Raw genomic sequence first — 20,626 nt, 5'->3', positions numbered from 1 at the left:
CGGAAGCATGAGCACGAGCATCGAGACCACCGTCGCGACGAACGAGTTCGACCGCGACACCGCCGTCATCCTCCGGGAGCCCGGTGTCTATGACGCCGACCTCTCCGCCGGCTGGACGATCATCCACGCCGTCAACGGCGGCTACCTTCTCGCCCTGCTCGGCCGCGCTCTCGGCGACCACCTCCCGCACCCCGACCCGTTCACGATCTCGGCGCACTACCTGACGCCGTCCGTGCCGGGCCCCGCGGTGATCCGCGCGCAGACCGTCCGTACGGGCCGGACGCTCTCCACGGGCCAGGCGTCCCTCTTCCAGTACGCCGAGGACGGCACCGAGGTCGAGCGCATCCGCGTCCTCGCCTCGTACGGCGACCTCGACGCCCTCCCGGACGACGTCCGCACCACGGCGACGCCGCCGGCGATGGCCGCGATCGAGAACTGCTTCAGCGCCGCCGACAATCCGGCGCCGAGGATCCCCGGCTCCTCCGCCATCGCCGACCGGCTCGACCTCCGCCTCGACCCGGCCTGTGTCGGCTGGGCGGTCGGCGCCCCGTCCGGCAGGGGCGAGATGCGGGCGTGGTTCGGCCTCGCCGACGGCCGCGCGCCCGACGCGCTGTCCCTGCTGCTCACCGTCGACGCCCTGCCGCCGACCTCCTTCGAGCTCGGTCTCAAGGGCTGGACGCCGACTGTGGAGCTGACCACCCACATCCGCTGCCGCCCGGCCCCCGGTCCGCTGCGCGTCTCCATCACGACCCGCAACCTCGCCGGCGGTTTCCTGGAGGAGGACGCCGAGGTCTGGGACAGTGCGGACCGCCTGGTCGCCCAGTCCCGCCAGCTGGCCCGCGCCCCGCGCGACTGACGCGCGTCCGGGTCCCGGCGGTCCCGGGACCCGCCGCGGGGAGGTCGTGAACCGGCCACCCGCCGAGGCTGCCACGGCGGGCTCGTAGAATCGACGCACCATGGCATACCTCGACCACGCCGCGACCACGCCCATGCTGCCCGAGGCGATCGAGGCGATGACCGCCCAGCTCGCCGTCACGGGCAACGCCTCCTCCCTGCACGCAGCCGGCCGGAGGGCCCGGCGGACCGTCGAGGAGGGGCGCGAGATGCTCGCGGCCGCGCTCGGCGCGCGGCCGAGCGAGGTCGTCCTCACCTCCGGCGGCACGGAGGCCGACAACCTCGCCGTGAAGGGCCTCTACTGGTCCCGCCGCGCCGCCGACCCCCGCCGTACCCGCGTCCTGGCCAGTCCGGTGGAGCACCACGCCGTGCTCGACGCCGTCGACTGGCTCGCCACGCACGAGGGCGCGGACGTCGAGTACCTGCCGGTCGACCGGCACGGCCGGGTCCATCCCGAGGCGCTGCGCGAGGCCATCGCCCGCGACCCCGGCTCCGTGGCCCTGGCCACCGTCATGTGGGCCAACAACGAGATCGGCACCGTCATGGCGGTGCGTGAACTCGCCGACGTGGCGGCCGAGTTCGGCGTCCCGCTGCATGCGGACGCGGTCCAGGCCGTCGGTCAGGTCCCGGTCGACTTCGCCGCCTCCGGGCTCGCCGCGATGACCGTCTCCGGCCACAAGATCGGCGGCCCCTACGGCATCGGCGCCCTTCTCCTGGGCCGCGACCACACCCCCGTACCCGTGCTGCACGGCGGCGGCCAGGAGCGACATGTCCGCTCGGGCACGCTCGACGTGCCGGCGGTCGCCGCCTTCGCCGTCGCGGCCCGGCTGGCCACCGAGCGGCGCGAGGAGTTCGCCCGCGAGGTCGGCGCGCTGCGGGACGAGCTCGTCGCCACCGTCCGTACGATCGTCCCCGACGCGATCCTCGGCGGCGACCCGGTCGAGCGGCTCCCCGCCAACGCCCACTTCACCTTCCCCGGCTGCGAGGGCGACTCCCTGCTCCTGCTGCTGGACGCGGCCGGCATCGCCTGCTCGACCGGCTCCGCCTGCACCGCCGGCATCGCCCAGCCCAGCCACGTCCTGCTCGCCACCGGCACCGACCCGGATCTCGCCCGCGGCACCCTGCGCTTCTCCCTCGGCCACACCTCCACCAAGGAGGACGTGACCGCGGTCGCCGAGGCGATCGGCCCGGCGGTCGAACGGGCGAGGTCCGCCGGCCTCACGTGACCTTCTTCGGCACCTTCTTCGACGCCTCCCGCACCAGCCTCAGATAGCGGTCCCAGTCCCAGTGCGGCCCCGGGTCCGTGTGGTCGGTGCCCTCGACCTCCACGTGCCCGATGATGTGCTCCCGGTCCACGGGTATCCCGTATCGGGCGCATATGTCCGCCGTCAGCCGCGCCGATCCCGCGTACATCGCCGCCGTGAAGTCCTGCGGACGGTCGACGAAGCCCTCGTGCTCGATGCCGATGCTGCGCTCGTTCATGTCGCGGTTGCCGGCGTGGAAGGCGACGTCGAGCTCGCGGATCATCTGGGCCACATGGCCGTCCTTGCGGACGACGTAGTGGGCGGCGGCCCCGTGCCCCGGGTTCCGGAAGACCTTCAGGGCGGTCGCGTAGCTGCCCTGGACGACATGGATGACGACCCGGTCGATCCGGTAGTCGTCGGGCCGGTCGGCCCGGCGCCAGTTCGCCCGCGCCGCCGCCGTCCACTCGGCGCCCTTGTGGTCGAGCTCGCCCTCGACCCGCTTCTTCTCCATGCCGGGCAGCCGCCACCAGAACCGCGCCAGATCGTCCCGGGCCACCGCGGCCACCCCGATGACCGCGGCCCCGCCGCCGAGCAGCACCGCCCGTCGCCCCACCCGCCCGCCGGACCCGGCCGGCTCCTTCGCCTTGCTCCCCATGCCACCGAGAACGCTTACTCCCGCGCCCGTGGTTCCCGGCGACCCGTACCCTGGTAGGGCTATGACTCAGACGCCGCCCCCGCACCCCCGCACCCGCCCCCTCCGGGTACTCGCCGCCATGTCCGGCGGAGTCGACTCCGCCGTCGCCGCCGCCCGCGCCGCCGAGGCGGGCCACGACGTCACCGGCGTGCACCTCGCGCTCTCCGCGAACCCGCAGTCCTTCCGTACCGGCGCCCGTGGCTGCTGCACGATCGAGGACTCGCGCGACGCGCGCCGGGCGGCCGACGTCATCGGCATCCCGTTCTACGTGTGGGACCTCGCCGAGCGGTTCCGCGAGGACGTCGTCGACGACTTCGTCGCGGAGTACGAGGCCGGCCGCACGCCCAACCCCTGCCTGCGCTGCAACGAGAAGATCAAGTTCGCGGCGCTGCTCGACAAGGCGCTCGCGCTCGGCTTCGACGCGGTCTGCACCGGCCACTACGCGACCGTCGTCCTGAACGAGGACGGCACCCGCGAGCTGCACCGCGCCTCCGACATGGCCAAGGACCAGTCGTACGTCCTCGGGGTGCTGGACGAGAAGCAGCTGGCGCACGCGATGTTCCCGCTGGGCGACACCCTCACCACCAAGGACGAGATCCGGGCGGAGGCCGAGCGGCGCGGACTCGCGGTCGCGAAGAAGCCCGACAGCCACGACATCTGCTTCATCGCCGACGGCGACACCCAGGGCTTCCTCGCCTCCCGCCTGGGCAGGGCCGAGGGCGACATCGTCGACGAGGCCGGGGCGAAGGTCGGCACCCACGAGGGCGCGTACGGCTTCACCATCGGCCAGCGCAAGGGCCTGCGGATCGGCCACCCGGCGGCCGACGGCAAGCCGCGCTACGTCCTCGACATCTCGCCCGTGAACAACACGGTCACGGTCGGCCCGGTCGAGTCCCTCGACATCAGCGCCCTCACCGCGATCAAGCCCCGCTGGTGCGGCACCGCCCCGGACGGCCCCGGCACCTACACCGCCCAGCTCCGCGCCCACGGCGGCGAGACCGAGGTCACGGCCTCCCTCGCCGACGGCGAACTCGCCGTCACCTTCGCCGAGCCGGTCCGCGGCGTCGCCCCCGGCCAGGCCATCGTGCTCTACGACGGCACGCGCGTGGTGGGTTCGGCCACCATCGCCACGACCACCCGCCGCACCACCGAACCGGCGACCGCCTAAGCGGCCTCCCGGTCCCGCCGGTCCTCCCCGTCCTCCCATTCCTCCGCCAGGAAGTCCCGGAGGACCGGGGCGAGGACGTGCGGCGCCACCTCGGGGGTCTGCCCCGTCAGGGTGCGGTGGCGGGCGCGGGGGAGCGCGGCGGTGAGCGCGCGGGCCGCACGGCGGGTCGCGGTGGGGCTGGCGCCGCCGTCGACGACCAACACGCGCGCGTGGACGCGGGCGAGGTGCCGTTCGGGAACCACGCCGTCGCCGAGCACCGCGAGGTCGTACGCGAGGGTGTGGGCGAGCTCCGCGGCCCCGGTCCGCGGAGCCGCCGGTACGGCCGCGTCCGCCAGGAACCGGTCGAGTGCCGCGTCCGGCAGGCCCCGGTCCAGCAGGGCCGCCACCTCCCGCCGCCACACCACGGCCTCCGCCGTGTAGTACGGCGGCTCGTACACCGACACCGGCCCCGCCGCCAGCCCGGCCGCCACCGCGGCGAGCGCCAGCGCGCCCCCGGTCCCCGTCCCGTGCAGGGCCGCGCCGGCCCCGGCCGCGCCGACCACCGCCGCCAGGTCCTCGATCTCGCGCTGCACCGCGTAGGGCCCGGTGTCGCCGCTTGCGCCGCGCCCCCGCCGGTCGTAGGCGACGACCGGGAAGCGGCGGGCGAGGAGCCCGGCGAGCGGCCGCTCGGCCGCGGCCGTGCCCAGGGCCCCGCTCACCAGGACGACCGGCGGCCGTCCGTCGTGCCGCCCGTCGCCGTACCGCTCGTACGCGATCGGCGTCCCGTCCCGTGACGTGACCCGTCCCCTGACCCTGCTCGGCGTGGTGCCCACCTCGTCCATGGCAGGGCAGACCGCGGGCGTCGGCGGAACTCATCGCCGCCGGGCGGGATTTCCCGGAGGAATTCTGAAGCCGCCGGTCACGTCCTACGGTGGGAGCCATGAACATCTGCGTCTTCCTCTCCGCCGCCGAGCTCGACGAGCGCTACACGGCCCCCGCCCGCGACTTCGCCCGCCTCCTCGGCAAGGCCGGTCACACCCTGGTCTGGGGCGGCTCCGACACCGGTCTGATGAAGGTCGTCGCGGACGGCGTCCAGGAGGCGGGCGGCCGGCTCGTCGGCGTCTCCGTCGACTTCCTCGCGCACAAGGCCCGGCCGGACGCCGACGAGATGGTCGTCGCCCGGGACCTCGCCGAGCGCAAGGCGCTGCTCCTCGCCAAGTCCGACGCGATCGTCGTCATGGTCGGCGGCACCGGCACGCTCGACGAGGCCACCGAGATCCTGGAGCTGAAGAAGCACGGCAAGCACGCCAAGCCGGTCGTCCTGCTCAACACCGCTGGCTTCTACGACGGTCTGAAGGCCCAGTTCCACCGCATGGACACCGAGGGCTTCCTGCCGCTGCCCCTGACCGACCTCGTCTTCTTCGCGGACGACGGCCAGGCGGCCCTCGCCCACCTGGAGGAGAACATCGCCTCCCGCTGATGCGAGCATGGTGCCCATGGCTACTCATGTGATCACCGGAGCCGGTTCCGGCATCGGCGCGGCCGTCGCGCGCCGCCTGCACGCGCGCGGGGACGACCTCGTGCTGCACGCGCGGGACGCGGGGCGGGCGAAGGAGCTCGCGGGGCAGTTCCCCGGGGCGCGGACGCTGGTCGGCGACCTCGCCGACCCGGACCGGCTGTCCTGGGCGTTCTCGCACCAGACCATGCCGGAGCGGGTGGACAGCCTGCTGCACATCGCGGGGGTCGTCGACCTCGGCCCGATCGGCGACCTCACGCCGAAGACGTGGCACCACCAGCTCAACGTCAACCTGATCGCCCCGGCCGAGCTGACCCGGCATCTGCTGCCCCAGCTGAGGGTCTCCCAGGGCCACGTCGTCTTCGTGAACTCCGGCGCCGGGCTGAACGCGCACGGCGAGTGGGGCGCGTACGCCGCCTCCAAGCACGGTCTCAAGGCCCTCGCGGACGCCCTGCGCCACGAGGAGCACGCCCACGGGGTCCGGGTCACCTCGGTCTACCCGGGCCGGACGGCGAGCCCGATGCAGGCGAAGGTGCACCAGCAGGAGGGCAAGGAGTACGACCCGTCGAAGTGGATCGACCCCGAGTCGGTCGCGACGGCGATCCTCACGGCGATCGACCTGCCGCGCGACGCGGAGATCAACGACCTCACCGTCCGACCGGGGCGCTAGACATGGGCGACACGAAGGACATGGGCGACACGGGGTTCTGGGCTCCCGCCACCGGCGTCGGCTCCCTGCCGGGCGGCGACGCCCGCGAGGCCGCCAAGGCCGCCACCGGCTCCTTCGAGGACTTCCCGTTCCTCGCGGAGCTGCCCGCCCGCGGCCCCGGCGCCGACATGATCGGCCGGACCGCCGGGATGCTCGTCGACCTCTACGCGCACGTGGAGCCCAGCGGCTGGCGGATCAGCGACCGGCCGGGCCGCGACACCAAGCGCGCCCGCTCCTGGCTCGGCGAGGACCTGGACGCCCTGGAGGAGTTCACCCAGGGGTACGAAGGGCCGCTCAAGGTGCAGGCCGTGGGCCCGTGGACGCTCGCCGCCGCCCTGGAGCTGCGCGGCGGAGAGGCGGCGCTCGGCGACCCGGGCGCCTGCCGCGACCTGGCCGGCTCCCTCGCCGAGGGGCTCCGCCGCCACCTCGCGGAGCTGCGCAGGCGCGTCCCGGGGGCGCGGCTCGTCCTCCAGCTCGACGAGCCCTCGCTCACCGCCGTGCTGCGCGGCCACGTCCGTACCGCCAGCGGCTACCGCACCTACCGGGCCGTCGACCGGCAGGTCGTGGAGAGCACCCTGCGGGACGTGGCGGCCGTCCACGACGGGCCGGTCGTCGTGCACTCCTGCGCCCCCGACGTCCCCTTCGCGCTGCTGCGGCGGGCGGGCGTCGCCGGTGTCTCGTTCGACTTCGGGCTGCTCACCGAACGTGACGAGGAGCCGATCGGCGAGGCCGTGGAGGCCGGTACGAAGCTCTTCGCCGGTGTGGTGCCGTCCACCGACACGGCATTGTCGGACCCGGGCGGTAGCGTCATGGGTGTCAGGACGCTGTGGCGCAGGCTGGGGCTGAATCCGGGGACTCTCGCGGAGTCCGTGGTCGTCACCCCCACATGCGGGCTCGCGGGTGCGTCGCCCGCGTACGCCCGCGCGGCGCTCGCCCACTGCGCCCGGGCGGCGAGATCGCTCGCGGACAACCCAGAGTGACCGGGTTCAGAGGCACGGGAGGACGGACGAAGGTGGCAGTCGAACAGGGGGCCCTGCCCGCCGAGGCACGGGAGAAGCACGCCGACCTCGCCGAGCAGGTCGAGGAGCACCGCTTCCGGTACTACGTGAAGGACCAACCGGTCGTCAGCGACGGCGAGTTCGACAAGCTCCTGCGCGCCCTGGAGGCGCTGGAGGAGGAGTACCCGGAGCTGCGGACGCCGGACTCCCCGACGCAGAAGGTGGCGGGGCAGTACGAGACGGAGTTCACCTCCGTCGAGCACCGGGAGCGCATGCTCTCCCTGGACAACGCCTTCGACGACGAGGAGTTGGCGACCTGGGCCGAGCGGGTCGCGCGGGACGTCGGCACCCCCGACTTCCACTACCTGTGCGAACTCAAGGTCGACGGCCTCGCGGTCAACCTCACGTACGAGCACGGCCGGCTGACCCGGGCGGCCACCCGCGGCGACGGCCGCACCGGCGAGGACATCACGCCCAACGTGCGGACGATCGCGGACATCCCCGACCGGCTGCACGGGGACGACCTCCCGGACCTCGTGGAGATCCGCGGCGAGGTCTACTTCCCGATGGAGGCGTTCGAGGGGCTCAACGCCCGGCTGGTGGAGGCCGGCGACAAGCCCTTCGCCAATCCGCGCAACGCGGCGGCCGGTTCGCTCCGCCAGAAGGACCCGAAGGTCACCGCCTCCCGCCCGCTCCACATGGTGGTCCACGGCATCGGCGCCCGCGAGGGCTTCGACATCGCCCGGCTCTCGGAGACGTACGAGCTGCTGCGCGGGTGGGGCCTGCCCACCGCCCGGCACAACAAGGTGGTCGACTCCCTCGACGGCGTGCGCGAGTTCATCGCGTACTTCGGGGAGAACCGTCACTCCGTGGAGCACGAGATCGACGGTGTCGTCGTCAAGCTCGACGAGATCCCGCTCCAGGGGCGGCTGGGCTCCACGGCCCGCGCCCCGCGTTGGGCGATCGCCTGGAAGTACGCGCCGGAGGAGGTCAACACCAGGCTGGTCGACATCAAGGTCGGTGTCGGCCGGACCGGGCGCGTCACGCCGTACGCGCAGGTGGAGCCGGTGACGGTGGCCGGTTCCGAGGTCGAGTTCGCCACCCTCCACAACCAGGAGGTGGTGAAGGCCAAGGGCGTGCTGATCGGCGACACGGTCGTGCTGCGCAAGGCCGGCGACGTCATTCCGGAGATCCTCGGCCCGGTCGCCGACCTGCGGGACGGCACCGAGCGGGAGTTCGTGATGCCCGCCGAGTGCCCGGAGTGCGGGACGCCGCTGAAGGCGATGAAGGAGGGCGACATCGACCTCCGCTGCCCGAACGCCCGGACCTGCCCGGCCCAGCTGCGCGAGCGGCTCTTCTTCCTGGCCGGGCGGCAGTGCCTGGACATCGAGAACTTCGGCGCGGTGGCCGCGGCGGCGCTGACCCGGCCGCTGGAGCCGGCCGAGCCGCCGCTGCTGGACGAGGGCGACCTCTTCGACCTGACCATCGAGCAGCTGCTGCCGATCAAGGCGTACGTCCTGGACCCGGACAGCGGACTGCCCCGGCGGGACCCGAAGACGGGCGAGGAGAAGATCGTCACGGTCTTCGCCAACCAGAAGGGCGAGCCGAAGAAGAACGCCCTGGCGATGCTGGAGAACATCGCGGCGGCGAAGACCCGCCCGCTGGCCCGCTTCATCAACGGCCTCTCCATCCGGCACGTCGGGCCGGTCGCGGCCGAGGCGCTGGCCCGCGAGTTCCGCTCCCTGGAGCGGATCGAGCAGGCGAGCGAGGAGGAGCTGGCGGCCGTCGACGGGGTCGGCGGCATCATCGCGGCAGCGGTGAAGCAGTGGTTCTCGGAGGAGTGGCACCGCGAGATCGTGCGCAAGTGGCGCGCCGCCGGGGTCGCCCTGGAGGACGAGGGCGCCGGGGAGGACGTGGGGCCGCGTCCGCTGGAAGGTCTCACCGTCGTGGTGACCGGCACCCTGGAGCGGTTCACCAGGGATGGCGCAAAAGAGTCCCTCCAGGGGCTCGGAGCGAAGGTGACCGGTTCCGTTTCGAAGAAGACCGACTTCGTGGTGGTCGGTGAAAACCCTGGTTCGAAGTACGACAAGGCGATGCAGCTGAAGGTTCCGGTTCTGGACGAGGAGGGCTTCTCCGTCCTGCTCGAACAGGGGCCGGACGCGGCTCGGGAGGCCGCGGTCCCCGTCACCGGATGACCCTGCGGCGGCCCTGTCGAGGTCACCCGTTCGGCGCATACCAGATCGTTACGGGTGGCTGGGCCGCATTCGGGCAAGAGAGGAAGAGCGCTGCCCGTCGGAGCCCTCGGCGGCCTAGTGTGGTGACCGTGCGTCCTGCCCGCACGGCCGCCCGGGGGCTCCGCCCCGCCGCGCGCCGGCCGGACGACGGACGGCCGCACCGCGGCCCCGCGCACACCCGACGGCACCGCCGCCTGTGAGAGGGACGGGAATGGAACCGACCGAGAGCGCCGCCCCGGTCCCACGGTCACACGGCCGTGCGGTCACCCTGGGCTTCACCTCCCGGCTGCCCGCAGCCGTGGTGGGCATCGCCGCCGTCGTACTCGTCGTCGGGCTCCAGCGAGCCCTGGGCACCGGCCACGGACTCTTCCCCGGCGGGGTGACCGGCTGGTCCCTCGCCGTGCTCACCGGCCTCATCGTCGGCCACCTGGTCGCCCTCGGCCGCGACCGCTGGTGGGGCGGCACCGGCTCCGGCGCCGCCCTCACCCTCGCCGTCCTCCTCCTGTACGGCTGGATGCCCGCCGGGCTCGTCTCGCTGACCGTCGTCGCCCTGGTCGGCGCCGCCCGCCGGCACCGCTGGCGCCAGGGCCTGCTGCACGGCGCCGCCGACGTCCTCGGGGTGGCCGCCGCCGCCCTCGTCCTCGCCCTCTTCGGCGACGTACCGACCGTCGAACAGCCCTGGCGGCCCCTCGACTGGACGATCGGGGACCTGCCGGAAGTCGTCCTCGCCGCGGGCGCCTATCTCGTGGTGACCCGGATCCTCCTGTGGTACACCCTCGCGCCGCAGGGGCGCGGCCTGCCCACCGTCGCCCGCACCGCCCTCCTCCGCCAGGGCCTCGTCGCCGTCGCCCTGCTCGGCATCGCCCCCCTCATCTGCGTCGTCGCCGCCACCCGGCCGGTCCTCCTGCCGCTCTTCGCCGTCCCCCTCATCGCCCTCGACTCCACCCTCTGGATCGCCCGCGCCCGCGCCGAGGAACAGCTCCGCGACCCGCTGACCGGGCTCCCCAACCGCCAGTGGCTCCTGGAGCGGGCCTGGACCGCGCTGGAGGAGGCCGAGGGCGAAGGGGCCCGCGCCGCCCTCGTCCTGATCGACCTCGACCGCTTCCGGTCGGTCAACGACACCCTCGGGCACCTCGCGGGCGACCGGCTGCTCCTCCAGATCGCCGAACGGCTCCGCCTCGCGCTGCCCCGCGGCGCCGAGGCCGCCCGGCTCGGCGGCGACGAGTTCGCCGTCCTGCTGCCCACCGCCGACTCCACCACCAGCGCCCAGCGGGTCGCCCGCCACCTCGTCGCCGAACTCTCCTCCCCGCTCGACCTCGACGGACTCACCCTCGTCCTGGAGGCCAGCGCCGGCGTCGCCGTCTTCCCCGACCACGCCCTCGACGCCGAGGGCCTGCTGCGCCGCGCCGACGTCGCCATGTACCAGGCCAAGCGGGACCGCACCGGCGTCGAGGTCTACGAGTCCAAGCGCGACTCCAACACCCCCGACCGGCTCGGCCTCCTCGGCGACCTCCGCCGCGCCCTCGACGCCGGCGAGGTCGAACTCCACTACCAGCCCAAGGTCCGCTTCGACGGCCAGGTCGCGGGCCTGGAGGCGCTCGTCCGCTGGGTCCACCCCGAGCGCGGCAAGGTCCCCCCGGACGAGTTCATCGCCATCGCCGAGTCCTCCGGCCTCATGCCGCACCTCACCGAGTACGTCCTGGAGACCGCGCTCGCCCAGGTCGCCCGCTGGCGCGCCCAGGGCCTCAACGTGCCGGTCGCCGTCAACGTCTCGCCGCGCGACGTCCACACCCCCGGCTTCGCGGGCGCCGTCGCCGCCCGGCTCGCCCGCCACGGCGTCCCGGCCGGCGCCCTCCAGCTGGAGATAACGGAGCACGTCCTCCTGGAGGACCCCCAGCGGGCCGCCGACACGCTCAACGGCCTCACCGGCCACGGCGTGAAGATGTCCCTCGACGACTTCGGCACCGGCTACTCCTCCCTCGTCCACCTGCGCAGGCTTCCCGTCAGCGAACTGAAGATCGACCGCTCCTTCGTCGCCCGGCTCGCCGTGGACACCGAGGACGCCGAGATCGTCCGCTGCACCGTCGACCTCGCCCACTCGCTCGGCCTCCTCGTCGTCGCCGAGGGCGTGGAGGACGACGAGACCTGGGAACGCCTCCGTGACCTGGGGTGCGACGCGGTCCAGGGCTGGCTCGTCGCGGCCGCCATGCCGCCCGTCGAGGCGACCGCCTGGCTCCTCGCCCGCGGCGAGCACGGCTGGCGCCGCCCCGCCGACATCGCGGCCCAGGTCGAGCTCGACCAGCCCTCGGGCCAGGTCGTGCCGTAGCGGCGTTCCCCTCGACAGGGGATGTCCCTGGCGAGGAACTCGACCATTTCGCCGGGCAACTCCGCTCCCCACCTCTGCGGGGATGAACCAGGCGTGTTCGTGGCGGTGGCCCGCGCCCCATAGGATTGCGGCACATTCCACAAGACTCACCCCTGAGGATCGCTGCATGCCTGGCATCACGCGCGAGGAGGTCGCCCACCTCGCCCGGCTGACGCGTCTGGAGCTGTCCGGTGAAGAGCAAGACCACTTCGCCGCACAGCTCGACGTGATCATCGGCGCGGTCGCCCGCGTCTCCGAGGTCGCCGACCAAGACGTACCGCCGACCTCCCACCCGCTGCCGCTGACCAATGTCATGCGCGCGGACGAGGTCCGTCCGTCGCTCACCCCCGAGCAGGCGCTCTCCGGCGCCCCGGCCCAGGAGCAGCAGCGTTTCAAGGTGCCGCAGATCCTGGGGGAGGACTAACAGTCATGACGGACAACATCATCAAGCTCACCGCGGCCGAGATCGCCGGGAAGATCGCCGCCGGCGAGCTGACCGCCGTCGAGGTCACCGAGGCCCACCTCGCCCGTATCGAGGCCGTCGACGAGAAGGTCCACGCCTTCCTGTACGTCGACCGCGAGGGCGCCCTCGCGCAGGCGCGCGCCGTCGACGAGAAGCGTGCCCGCGGCGAGAAGCTCGGCCCGCTCGCCGGTGTGCCGCTCGCCCTGAAGGACATCTTCACCACCGCCGGCATCCCGACGACCGTCGGCTCGAAGATGCTGGAGGGCTGGATCCCTCCGTACGACGCGACCCTGGTCAAGAACCTCAAGGCCGCCGACGTCGTCATCCTCGGCAAGACCAACATGGACGAGTTCGCCATGGGCTCCTCCACGGAGAACAGCGCGTACGGTCCGACCGGCAACCCCTGGGACCTGACCCGGATCCCCGGCGGCTCCGGCGGCGGCTCCTCGGCCGCCCTCGCCGCGTACGAGGCCCCGCTCGCCATCGGCACGGACACCGGCGGCTCGATCCGCCAGCCCGCCGCCGTCACCGGCACGGTCGGCGTCAAGCCGACCTACGGCGCGGTCTCCCGCTACGGCATGGTGGCCTTCTCGTCCTCCCTCGACCAGGGCGGCCCCTGCGCCCGCACGGTCCTCGACGCGGCCCTGCTGCACGAGGCGATCGCCGGGCACGACCCGCTCGACTCGACCTCCATCGACGCCGAGGTCCCGCAGGTCGTCGAGGCCGCGCGCAACGGCTCGGTCGCCGGCATGCGCGTCGGCGTCGTCAAGCAGTTCCGCGGCGAGGGCTACCAGGCCGGTGTCGTGCAGCGCTTCGACGAGTCCGTCGAGCTGCTGAAGTCGCTGGGTGCCGAGGTCGTCGAGCTGGACTGCCCGACCTTCGACCTCGCCCTCTCGGCGTACTACCTGATCGCGCCGTCCGAGTGCTCCTCGAACCTGGCCCGCTTCGACGCCATGCGCTACGGCCTGCGGGTCGGCGACGACGGCACGCGGTCCGCCGAGGACGTCACCGCCCTCACCCGTGAGGCCGGCTTCGGCGACGAGGTCAAGCGCCGCATCATCCTGGGCACGTACGCGCTGAGCTCCGGCTACTACGACGCGTACTACGGCTCCGCCCAGAAGGTCCGCACCCTCATCACCCGCGAGTTCGAGAAGGCGTTCGAGGAGGTGGACGTCATCGTCTCCCCGACGACCCCCACCACCGCCTTCCCGATCGGCGAGCGTGCCGACGACCCGATGGCGATGTACCTCGCGGACCTGTGCACCATCCCGACCAACCTGGCCGGCAACGCCGCCATGTCGCTGCCCTGCGGCCTGGCGCCCGAGGACGGTCTCCCGGTCGGTCTGCAGATCATCGCCCCCGCCATGAAGGACGACCGGCTCTACAAGGTCGGCGCCGCCGTCGAGGCCGCCTTCGTGGAAAAGTGGGGTCACCCGCTGCTCGAGGAGGCTCCGTCGCTGTGAGTACCAGTGCACTGCAGAAGGCCAAGGGCTTCAAGAAGTCCAAGACCGGCACGTACCTGTCCATCGGGACCACCGCGTTCGGCGCCATCAGCGTGCTCAAGCAGGCCAAGAAGGCCCGCTCGGAGCACGACACGCTGCGCCTGCTCGACGCCGTGATCTCCGCCGCCGCCATCGCCACCGGCGTCGCTCTCCTCGTGCGTGAGCTGAAGCGCATCGGTGACGACGACGTCCTGTTCGGCTGAGGCCGAAGGCTCAGAGGGAATTCTCACCGTGACTGTCACTGAACTGCTGTCGTACGACGCGGCCCTCGCGGCGTTCGACCCCGTCATGGGCCTTGAGGTCCATGTCGAGCTCGGCACCAAGACGAAGATGTTCTGCGGCTGCTCGACCGAGCTGGGCGCGGACCCGAACTCGCAGACGTGCCCGACCTGCCTCGGCCTGCCCGGCTCGCTGCCGGTCGTCAACGCGATCGGCGTCGAGTCCGCCATCAAGATCGGCCTCGCGCTGAACTGCGAGATCGCCGAGTGGTGCCGCTTCGCCCGGAAGAACTACTTCTATCCGGACATGCCGAAGAACTTCCAGACGTCCCAGTACGACGAGCCGATCGCCTTCAACGGCTATCTGGACGTCCAGCTGGAGGACGGCGAGATCTTCCGCGTGGAGATCGAGCGCGCCCACATGGAGGAGGACACCGGCAAGTCCACCCACATCGGTGGCGCGACCGGCCGCATCCACGGCGCCTCGCACTCGCTGCTCGACTACAACCGCGCCGGCATCCCGCTGATCGAGATCGTCACCAAGCCGATCGAGGGCGCGGGCGAGCGGGCCCCCGAGGTCGCCAAGGCGTACGTCGCCGAGCTGCGCGAGCTGATCCGTGCCCTGGGCGTCTCCGAGGCGCGCATGGACAAGGGCCAGATGCGCTGCGACGTGAACCTGTCGCTGCGCCCGCACGGCACCAAGACCTTCGGTACCCGCTCGGAGACGAAGAACGTCAACTCGCTCCGTTCGGTGGAGCGCGCGGCGCGTTTCGAGATCCAGCGCCACGCGGCCGTGCTCACCTCCGGTGGCACGATCGTGCAGGAGACCCGTCACTTCCACGAGGACGACGGCTCCACCACCTCCGGCCGCATCAAGGACAACGCCGAGGACTACCGGTACTTCCCGGAGCCCGACCTCGTCCCCGTCGCCCCGGCCCGTGAGTGGGTCGAGGAACTGCGGGCCGGTCTGCCCGAGCTGCCCCGCGTGCGCCGCAACCGGCTGCGCGAGGAGTGGGGCGTGTCCGAGCTGGACATGCAGGCCATCCTCAACGCGGGCGCGGTCGACGCGATCGTCGCCACGACCGAGGCGGGTGCCGACGCGGCCTCGGCCCGCAAGTGGTGGATGGGCGAGCTCGCCCGCAACGCCAACGAGCAGGGCGTCTCGCTGGAGGAGCTGGCGATCACCCCGGCCGACGTGGCCCGGGTCTCGGCGCTGGTAGCCTCCGGTGACCTCAACGACAAGCTGGCCCGTCAGGTCATCGAGGGCGTTCTCGCCGGCGAGGGCACCCCTGACGCGGTCGTCGAGAAGCGCGGTCTGAAGGTCGTCTCCGACGACGGCGCGCTCGGCACGGCCGTCGACGAGGCCATCGCGGGCAACGCGGCCATCGCCGACAAGATCCGCGGCGGCAAGGTCGCCGCGGTGGGCGCCCTGGTCGGCGCGGTCATGAAGGCCACCCGCGGCCAGGCGGACGCGGCGAAGGTCAAGGACCTGATCCTGGAGAAGCTGGGCGTCAGCGAGGGCTGATCCTCTTCCCGTACGGCCTTGCCCCGCACGGCATGTGAGCGGCCCCGCACCGGAGTTCCGGTGCGGGGCCGTTCGCCGTGGGCCGCGGCTACCGCTTGAGGAGCGGGGCGGCGATGACCGCGTTGCCGGTGTCGGTGCAGGTCGACTCGACCTTGAGGCGCAGCCGCAGGGCCCCCTTGATGGTCAGGGTCTTCGAGATCGGCCTGCCGAGCTCCACCGTCTCGTTGAAGAGGGCGGGCTGGTCGTCCACGGAGACCACGACCCGGGCGGACTCGATCTTCGATCCGTCGTCGATGCCGGCGGTGAACTCGAAGGTGGACCACTCGCGGTTGAGGTCGTACTCCACGTAGGCACCGCTGTAGCAGTCGCCGATCAGGGCCGCTCCGTACTCCTTGGTGTCGATCTTGGCGGCGCCGACGGTGAAGTCGTCGGGTTCGCTGACGGAGGCGAGCGTGGTCAGGTCGGCCGTGGGCGAGTCCCGTACGGAGCCGGGGTCGTCCGTCGGGCTCGCCGACTCGGACGGGTCCGCGGTCTCCTCGGTGGGGGCCTGGGTCGTCGGCTCCTCGGTCGGCTCCTCGGTCGTGGGCTCGACCGTGGCGGGCGCGGAGGTGGTGGCCGTGGTGGCCGGGCCGCCCTTGCCCTCGGTTCCCTTGTCGGCCTTGTCGCCGAGCAGCCGGACCCCGATCACCGCGAGGACGGCGACCACGACGACTCCGACGGCGGCACCGATGAGGGGTCCCTTGCGCCGGGGTCGCGGCGCGGGTGGCGACGGAGGGGCGGTCGTGCCCGCCGAGGGAGGCGTCGGCGGGCCGAAGCCGGGTGCGCCGAAGCCGGGCGTGGCGACCGTGGGCGGCTCGAAGGACTGCTGCGGTACGGGGGGCTGCGGCGCGGGCTGCTGCGGTACGACGGGCTGCGGGGCCACGACGGGCTGGGCGATGGGCGGCGGGGCCACGACGGGCTGGGCCACGACCGGCTGGGCGACGGGCGGCGGGGCCACCGGCTGCGGGGCCGCCGGTGCCGGCCCGACGGCCGGGGCGGCCACCGGCGGGGCCGCGGGCTGCGGCGGCGCCAGGGGCTTCAGCGGCGCGGCGGCCGGGACCGCGTCCTCGACCGTCGCCGGGCGGGAGGTAGTGGTGGACACCACCCCGTGCCGTACGTCCTTCACCCAGCCCGACAGCGCCGGCGGGCGGCGGCCGGCGTCGGCCGCCGCGATGCTCAGGACCCGCTCGCGCTGTTCGTCCGGCAGCCCCGCGATCTGCGGCAGCGTGCCGAGCGCGGCGACGAGCTGTTCGGGCGCGGTGGGCGGGGACTGCCCGCTGAGCAGGAAGTACGCGATGGCGCCGAAGGCGTAGCGGTCGGTGGCCGGGCTGCGCTTGCCCTCGAAGATCTCCGGTGCCGCGTAACCGGGGGTGAACCACACCTCGGCGGTCTGGTGGTCGGCCGTCAGCTTGCTCAGGCCGAAGTCGACGAGGGTCGCCTGGCCGTGCTCGTCGACCATGACGTTGCCGGGGGACAGGTCGCCGTGGACGACCGTCCGCCCGGACGGCGTGGCCTTGCCGGAGTGCAGCCAGTCGAGGACGTCGGCGAGCTGCTCCAGGGTCCGCATGACCTCGCGCCGCTCGGCCGCGGTGGCGAGGGTGCGTTCGGCCCGCCAGTCGCGCAGGTCGAGGCCGTCGACATGGTTCATGACGAGCACCAGGGCCCGGCCGGTGATCGTCCCGGACTCGCCGGGCCGGTGGATCGGCGGGCCCTGGAAGTGCTCCCGTACGCCGACGACGCCCGGCCGGTGGACGAAGCGCAGCAGCTCGGCCTGCTCGTTCCACTTCTGGCTGATCCGCTCGAAGACCTCGGGAGTGATCGTGGTCTTGGAGTCGAGGACCTTGACGACGACGGGCTCGGTGCCGCCGGCGAGCTCGATCTCCGCGAGATAGAGCACGGCCTCGCCGCCCCGCCCGATGGAGCGGAGGAGCCGGTACCGGTCAGGTGTGGCGTCGGGCCCGATGTGGTGTGCCGTGTTGCTCAAGTTTCCCCCAGGGCACAGTGATTGACAGGGGGTCAGCTTGCCGTTCCGGCATGCCCGCGGTCAACGCGGGGAAGGGTCACCGGAATTGGTTCGGTGGCGCTTCCCGGCGCTCCCTATCATGGGACGGGACCGCGTTGTCACCCGTTCGGAGGAGGCCCCCGGCGATGCCCGTGACCACTGTCGATCCCACACCCGCCCTGGTCGTGATCGATCTGCAGAAGGGGATGTGGGAGCGCGACACGGCGCACCCGCTCGGGGTGGTGGTGGAGCGTTCCGTCGCGCTCGCCGAGGCTTTCCGGAGGCACGGCCTGCCGGTCGTCCTCGTGAACGTCACGGGCGGCGCCCCGGGCCGTACGGACGAGTCCGCGGCCGCGGTGGACGAGGACGAGGAGGAGCCGCCGGCGGGCTGGTCCGACCTCATGCCCGAACTGGGCGCCCGCCCGGACGACCTCCGGGTCACCAAGCGGTGCTGGGGCGCCTTCCACGCCACGGACCTGCACGAGCGGCTGGGCGCCGCCGGGGTCACCCAGCTCGTGTTCACCGGCATCAACACCAGCATCGGCGTCGAGACCACGGCCCGCGCGGCCTTCGAGCACGGCTACCACGTGGTCCTGGCCACGGACGCCATGACCGACACCAGCGTCGACGCCCACCGCAACAGCGTGGAGCGGATCTTCCCGCGTCTCGGCGAGACGGCGACGACCGCCGAGATCCTCGCGCTCCTGGAGCAGGGCCGAGGTTGACGGGCCGAGCGTCGCCCGGGCTCCCGGCACGTTCTCTTGGACGTTCACCACCGGGCCTCCGGCGGGTCTTCTTTCCGTCATCCTGGCTCACTACCGTCCCCGGCGTACCACCCAATGGCTCGAAGGCGAACCATTGGACGTCGACTGGAGGTCGGTCTTGTCATCCGAGATGTCCCGCAGAAGGCTGCTCGCGCTGGGCGGAGGCGCCCTCGGCGCCGCCGCGGCAGGTTCGCTGCTGCCGCCGTCGCTGCAGGCGGCGATGGCCGCGGAGCCCCCGGCCGGGGGGATGGCGGCGGTCCGGCACGTGGTGATCCTGATGCAGGAGAACCGTTCCTTCGACCACTACTTCGGCACCCTCCGCGGCGTCCGCGGATTCGGCGACCGCAACGCGATCGAGCTGCCCTCCGGCCGGCCCGTGTTCGAGCAGCCGGCCGCGCTCGGCCGGACCGTGCTGCCCTTCCCGGTCCGCGGCGCCGCCGAGACCCAGCAGAAGGACCTCCAGTACATCGGCGACCTCGACCACTCCTGGGGCGGCGGCGCCAAGGCATGGCACGGCGGCTGGATGGACGGCTGGGTCTCGGCCAAGACCGCCGCCACCATGGCGTACTACGACCGGCAGGACATCCCCCTGCACTACGAGCTCGCCGACACCTTCACCGTCTGCGACGCCTACCACTCGTCCGTCCACACCTCGACGAGCCCCAACCGCAACCACCTCTGGTCCGGCTGGACCGGCTTCGAGGCCGACGGCAGCCGGGCCGTCACCAACGCCGCCTACGCCGAGGGCACCCACCCCGGCTACGGCTGGTCCACCTACGCCGAGCGGCTCGAAGCCGCCGGGCGCAGCTGGAAGACGTACACCGAGTGGGAGAACTTCACCGACAACAACATCGAGTTCTTCACCACCTTCAAGAAGATCGCCCGCAAGGCGCTCGCCGGGACCGGCGGGCACACCTTCATGGAGTCCTTCTACGCCGCCGTCCGCGACACCGACGACCTCGCCGAGCGGACCCGGCTCCTCGGCCTCCTGGAGGAGGGCGTCGCCGGCCTCACCGCGGCCGAGCGCTCCCTCTTCGAGCGCGGGCTGCGCCGCGTCGAGTCCGGCACCCTCGCCGACGCGTTCCGCGCCGACGTCGCCGCCGGCACGCTGCCCGAGGTCTCCTACCTCGTCCCCTCCGCGATCGACTCCGAGCATCCGGGCTCCTCCTCGCCGATCGCCTCCGCCACCCTCGTCTACAAGGTGCTCGACGCGCTCGGCGCGCACCCGGACGTGTGGCGCCACACCGTCGTCCTGATCAACTACGACGAGAACGACGGCTTCTTCGACCACGTCCCGCCGCCGGTACCGCCCGCCGACAACACGGACGAGCGCTGGCAGGGCCGGCCCACCGGCCTCGGCATCCGGGTCCCGCTGCTCGTCGTCTCCCCGTGGTCGACCGGCGGCTACGTCTGCTCCGAGACCTTCGACCACACCTCCGTGATCCGCTTCCTGGAGCGGCTCACCGGCGTCCGCGAGCCCAACATCACCCCCTGGCGCCGGGCCGTCACCGGCGACCTCACCTCCGCCTTCGACTTCAAGCGCGGCCGCCGGCGGCCCGAGGTCGAGCAGCCCGGCCCGATCCCGCCGTTCACCGGCCGCTGGCGACCGCAGCCCCCGGCCGTGCAGCGGATGCCGCTCCAGGAGCCCGGCGTGCGCCCCGCCCGCCCCCTGCCGTACCAGCCGGACGCCGCCGCGACCACCGGGACCGGTGCCGTGACGGTCGCGCTGAGCAACCGGGGGAAGGCGAGCGCGCACTTTGCCCTCTACCCGTACGCGGGCGAGTTCGACGTCCCGCAGCACCGGGACGTCAGGGGGACGGGGGAGTGGACCGTCCCCGTTCCGGGTGATCGCTACCGCTTCACGATCACCGGCCCGAACGGCTTCCGCCGCGAGTTCGAGGGCCCCGCGACGGGCGGCGCCGAGCTGGCCTCCCGGATCGACCACCACGACCGTGACCTGCACCTCACCGTCCGCAACACGGGCAAGGAGCCGCTCGCCTTCACCGTGCGTCCGCTGGGGTACGGCGACGAGGACGACCTCGCCGACTGGACCCGCACCGTCACCGTGAAGCCCGGGAGGACCCGTACCGTCGTCCATTCGGCAGCCGACGCGCACGGCTGGTACGACGTCGAGGTGACCGCGCCCGGCGGCTTCCGCCGCCGGCTCATGGGCCACGTCGAGAACGGGCGTCCCAGCGTCTCCGGGTGATCCCGGGGGCGGGGTGCGGGGGTGGCGGGACCTCGGTCCTTTAACCTCCGCACACGCCTGTGAGCATCGACACGAAACGGACAAACGATCACGTTTGGCTGTA

17 protein-coding genes are annotated in these 20,626 nt (G+C 72.9%); 14 read left to right on the top strand and 3 right to left on the bottom strand.

The window, feature by feature from the left end:
• Positions 1-7: 7 nt before the first annotated feature.
• Positions 8-856 (top strand): thioesterase family protein, encoded by an 849-nt coding sequence (locus ACFVZH_RS18430; RefSeq protein WP_384898410.1) that lies wholly within the window; start codon positions 8-10, stop codon positions 854-856.
• Positions 857-956: 100 nt separating this feature from the next.
• On the top strand, positions 957-2,120 hold the full coding sequence (locus ACFVZH_RS18425; RefSeq protein WP_384898409.1) for a cysteine desulfurase family protein: 1,164 nt from the start codon (positions 957-959) through the stop codon (positions 2,118-2,120).
• Here the strand turns inward: ACFVZH_RS18425 and ACFVZH_RS18420 are convergent.
• Entirely contained in the window at positions 2,113-2,793 is a 681-nt protein-coding gene (locus tag ACFVZH_RS18420; protein WP_384898408.1) for an N-acetylmuramoyl-L-alanine amidase, read from the bottom strand. The genes ACFVZH_RS18425 and ACFVZH_RS18420 overlap by 8 nt on opposite strands.
• Positions 2,794-2,854: 61 nt before the next feature.
• Here ACFVZH_RS18420 and mnmA point away from each other — a divergent pair, with 61 nt between their 5' ends.
• The gene (mnmA, locus tag ACFVZH_RS18415; protein WP_384898407.1) at positions 2,855-4,000 is read left to right on the top strand and encodes a tRNA 2-thiouridine(34) synthase MnmA; all 1,146 of its coding nucleotides are present in this window, start codon (positions 2,855-2,857) and stop codon (positions 3,998-4,000) included.
• Here the strand turns inward: mnmA and ACFVZH_RS18410 are convergent.
• Entirely contained in the window at positions 3,997-4,821 is an 825-nt protein-coding gene (locus ACFVZH_RS18410) for an alpha/beta fold hydrolase (RefSeq protein WP_384898406.1), read from the bottom strand. The two genes, mnmA and ACFVZH_RS18410, sit on opposite strands and share 4 nt — an antisense overlap.
• A 98-nt stretch (positions 4,822-4,919) precedes the next feature.
• Here ACFVZH_RS18410 and ACFVZH_RS18405 point away from each other — a divergent pair, with 98 nt between their 5' ends.
• The 9 genes from ACFVZH_RS18405 to gatB all read left to right on the top strand — a co-directional run bounded on the left by ACFVZH_RS18405 (position 4,920) and on the right by gatB (position 15,509).
• On the top strand, positions 4,920-5,459 hold the full coding sequence (locus ACFVZH_RS18405; RefSeq protein ID WP_384898405.1) for a TIGR00730 family Rossman fold protein: 540 nt from the start codon (positions 4,920-4,922) through the stop codon (positions 5,457-5,459).
• A 7-nt stretch (positions 5,460-5,466) separates the two neighbouring features.
• Complete coding sequence (locus ACFVZH_RS18400) at positions 5,467-6,165, top strand: SDR family oxidoreductase (RefSeq protein ID WP_384898404.1); 699 nt, start codon at positions 5,467-5,469, stop codon at positions 6,163-6,165.
• Positions 6,166-6,185: 20 nt separating this feature from the next.
• Entirely contained in the window at positions 6,186-7,184 is a 999-nt protein-coding gene (locus ACFVZH_RS18395) for a methionine synthase (protein ID WP_384898506.1), read from the top strand.
• Between the two features lie 32 nt (positions 7,185-7,216).
• Entirely contained in the window at positions 7,217-9,397 is a 2,181-nt protein-coding gene (ligA, locus tag ACFVZH_RS18390; protein ID WP_384898403.1) for an NAD-dependent DNA ligase LigA, read from the top strand.
• Between the two features lie 250 nt (positions 9,398-9,647).
• Positions 9,648-11,762 (top strand): putative bifunctional diguanylate cyclase/phosphodiesterase, encoded by a 2,115-nt coding sequence (locus tag ACFVZH_RS18385; protein WP_384898402.1) that lies wholly within the window; start codon positions 9,648-9,650, stop codon positions 11,760-11,762.
• A gap of 166 nt (positions 11,763-11,928) precedes the next feature.
• Positions 11,929-12,225, top strand: coding sequence for an Asp-tRNA(Asn)/Glu-tRNA(Gln) amidotransferase subunit GatC (gatC, locus tag ACFVZH_RS18380; protein ID WP_384898401.1), 297 nt, complete (start codon positions 11,929-11,931; stop codon positions 12,223-12,225).
• Positions 12,226-12,230: 5 nt separating this feature from the next.
• Complete coding sequence (gatA, locus tag ACFVZH_RS18375; RefSeq protein ID WP_384898400.1) at positions 12,231-13,727, top strand: Asp-tRNA(Asn)/Glu-tRNA(Gln) amidotransferase subunit GatA; 1,497 nt, start codon at positions 12,231-12,233, stop codon at positions 13,725-13,727.
• Positions 13,724-13,969: a hypothetical protein gene (locus ACFVZH_RS18370; protein ID WP_384898399.1), complete on the top strand. Its 246-nt coding sequence runs from the start codon at positions 13,724-13,726 to the stop codon at positions 13,967-13,969. The genes gatA and ACFVZH_RS18370 overlap by 4 nt, the downstream gene beginning before the upstream one ends.
• Before the next feature lie 28 nt (positions 13,970-13,997).
• Complete coding sequence (gene gatB, locus ACFVZH_RS18365) at positions 13,998-15,509, top strand: Asp-tRNA(Asn)/Glu-tRNA(Gln) amidotransferase subunit GatB (protein ID WP_384898398.1); 1,512 nt, start codon at positions 13,998-14,000, stop codon at positions 15,507-15,509.
• An 88-nt stretch (positions 15,510-15,597) separates the two neighbouring features.
• Here the strand turns inward: gatB and ACFVZH_RS18360 are convergent, their stop codons facing one another.
• On the bottom strand, positions 15,598-17,532 hold the full coding sequence (locus ACFVZH_RS18360) for a protein kinase (protein WP_384898397.1): 1,935 nt from the start codon (positions 17,530-17,532) through the stop codon (positions 15,598-15,600).
• A 164-nt stretch (positions 17,533-17,696) separates the two neighbouring features.
• Here ACFVZH_RS18360 and ACFVZH_RS18355 point away from each other — a divergent pair, with 164 nt between their 5' ends.
• Both ACFVZH_RS18355 and ACFVZH_RS18350 read left to right on the top strand, forming a co-directional pair.
• On the top strand, positions 17,697-18,275 hold the full coding sequence (locus tag ACFVZH_RS18355) for an isochorismatase family protein (RefSeq protein ID WP_384898396.1): 579 nt from the start codon (positions 17,697-17,699) through the stop codon (positions 18,273-18,275).
• A 157-nt stretch (positions 18,276-18,432) separates the two neighbouring features.
• Positions 18,433-20,523, top strand: coding sequence for a phosphocholine-specific phospholipase C (locus ACFVZH_RS18350; RefSeq protein ID WP_384898395.1), 2,091 nt, complete (start codon positions 18,433-18,435; stop codon positions 20,521-20,523).
• Positions 20,524-20,626: the final 103 nt, after the last annotated feature.

The sequence above is a fragment of the Streptomyces sp. NPDC059534 genome, from assembly GCF_042743475.1.
Lineage (GTDB): Bacteria > Actinomycetota > Actinomycetes > Streptomycetales > Streptomycetaceae > Streptomyces.
The sequence above is the reverse complement of the archived record's forward strand: the minus strand, read 5'-3'. Positions and strand labels throughout refer to the sequence as shown.

Coding starts and splice junctions, on each gene's coding strand:
- gatC (WP_384898401.1), top strand. CDS start 11,929: ATGCCTGGCATCACGCGCGAGGAGGTCGCCCACCTCGCCCGGCTGACG.
- ACFVZH_RS18385 (WP_384898402.1), top strand. CDS start 9,648: ATGGAACCGACCGAGAGCGCCGCCCCGGTCCCACGGTCACACGGCCGT.
- ACFVZH_RS18430 (WP_384898410.1), top strand. CDS start 8: ATGAGCACGAGCATCGAGACCACCGTCGCGACGAACGAGTTCGACCGC.
- ACFVZH_RS18420 (WP_384898408.1), bottom strand. CDS start 2,793: ATGGGGAGCAAGGCGAAGGAGCCGGCCGGGTCCGGCGGGCGGGTGGGG.
- gatA (WP_384898400.1), top strand. CDS start 12,231: ATGACGGACAACATCATCAAGCTCACCGCGGCCGAGATCGCCGGGAAG.
- ACFVZH_RS18410 (WP_384898406.1), bottom strand. CDS start 4,821: ATGGACGAGGTGGGCACCACGCCGAGCAGGGTCAGGGGACGGGTCACG.
- ACFVZH_RS18355 (WP_384898396.1), top strand. CDS start 17,697: ATGCCCGTGACCACTGTCGATCCCACACCCGCCCTGGTCGTGATCGAT.
- ACFVZH_RS18395 (WP_384898506.1), top strand. CDS start 6,186: ATGGGCGACACGGGGTTCTGGGCTCCCGCCACCGGCGTCGGCTCCCTG.
- ACFVZH_RS18405 (WP_384898405.1), top strand. CDS start 4,920: ATGAACATCTGCGTCTTCCTCTCCGCCGCCGAGCTCGACGAGCGCTAC.
- ACFVZH_RS18400 (WP_384898404.1), top strand. CDS start 5,467: ATGGTGCCCATGGCTACTCATGTGATCACCGGAGCCGGTTCCGGCATC.
- mnmA (WP_384898407.1), top strand. CDS start 2,855: ATGACTCAGACGCCGCCCCCGCACCCCCGCACCCGCCCCCTCCGGGTA.
- ACFVZH_RS18425 (WP_384898409.1), top strand. CDS start 957: ATGGCATACCTCGACCACGCCGCGACCACGCCCATGCTGCCCGAGGCG.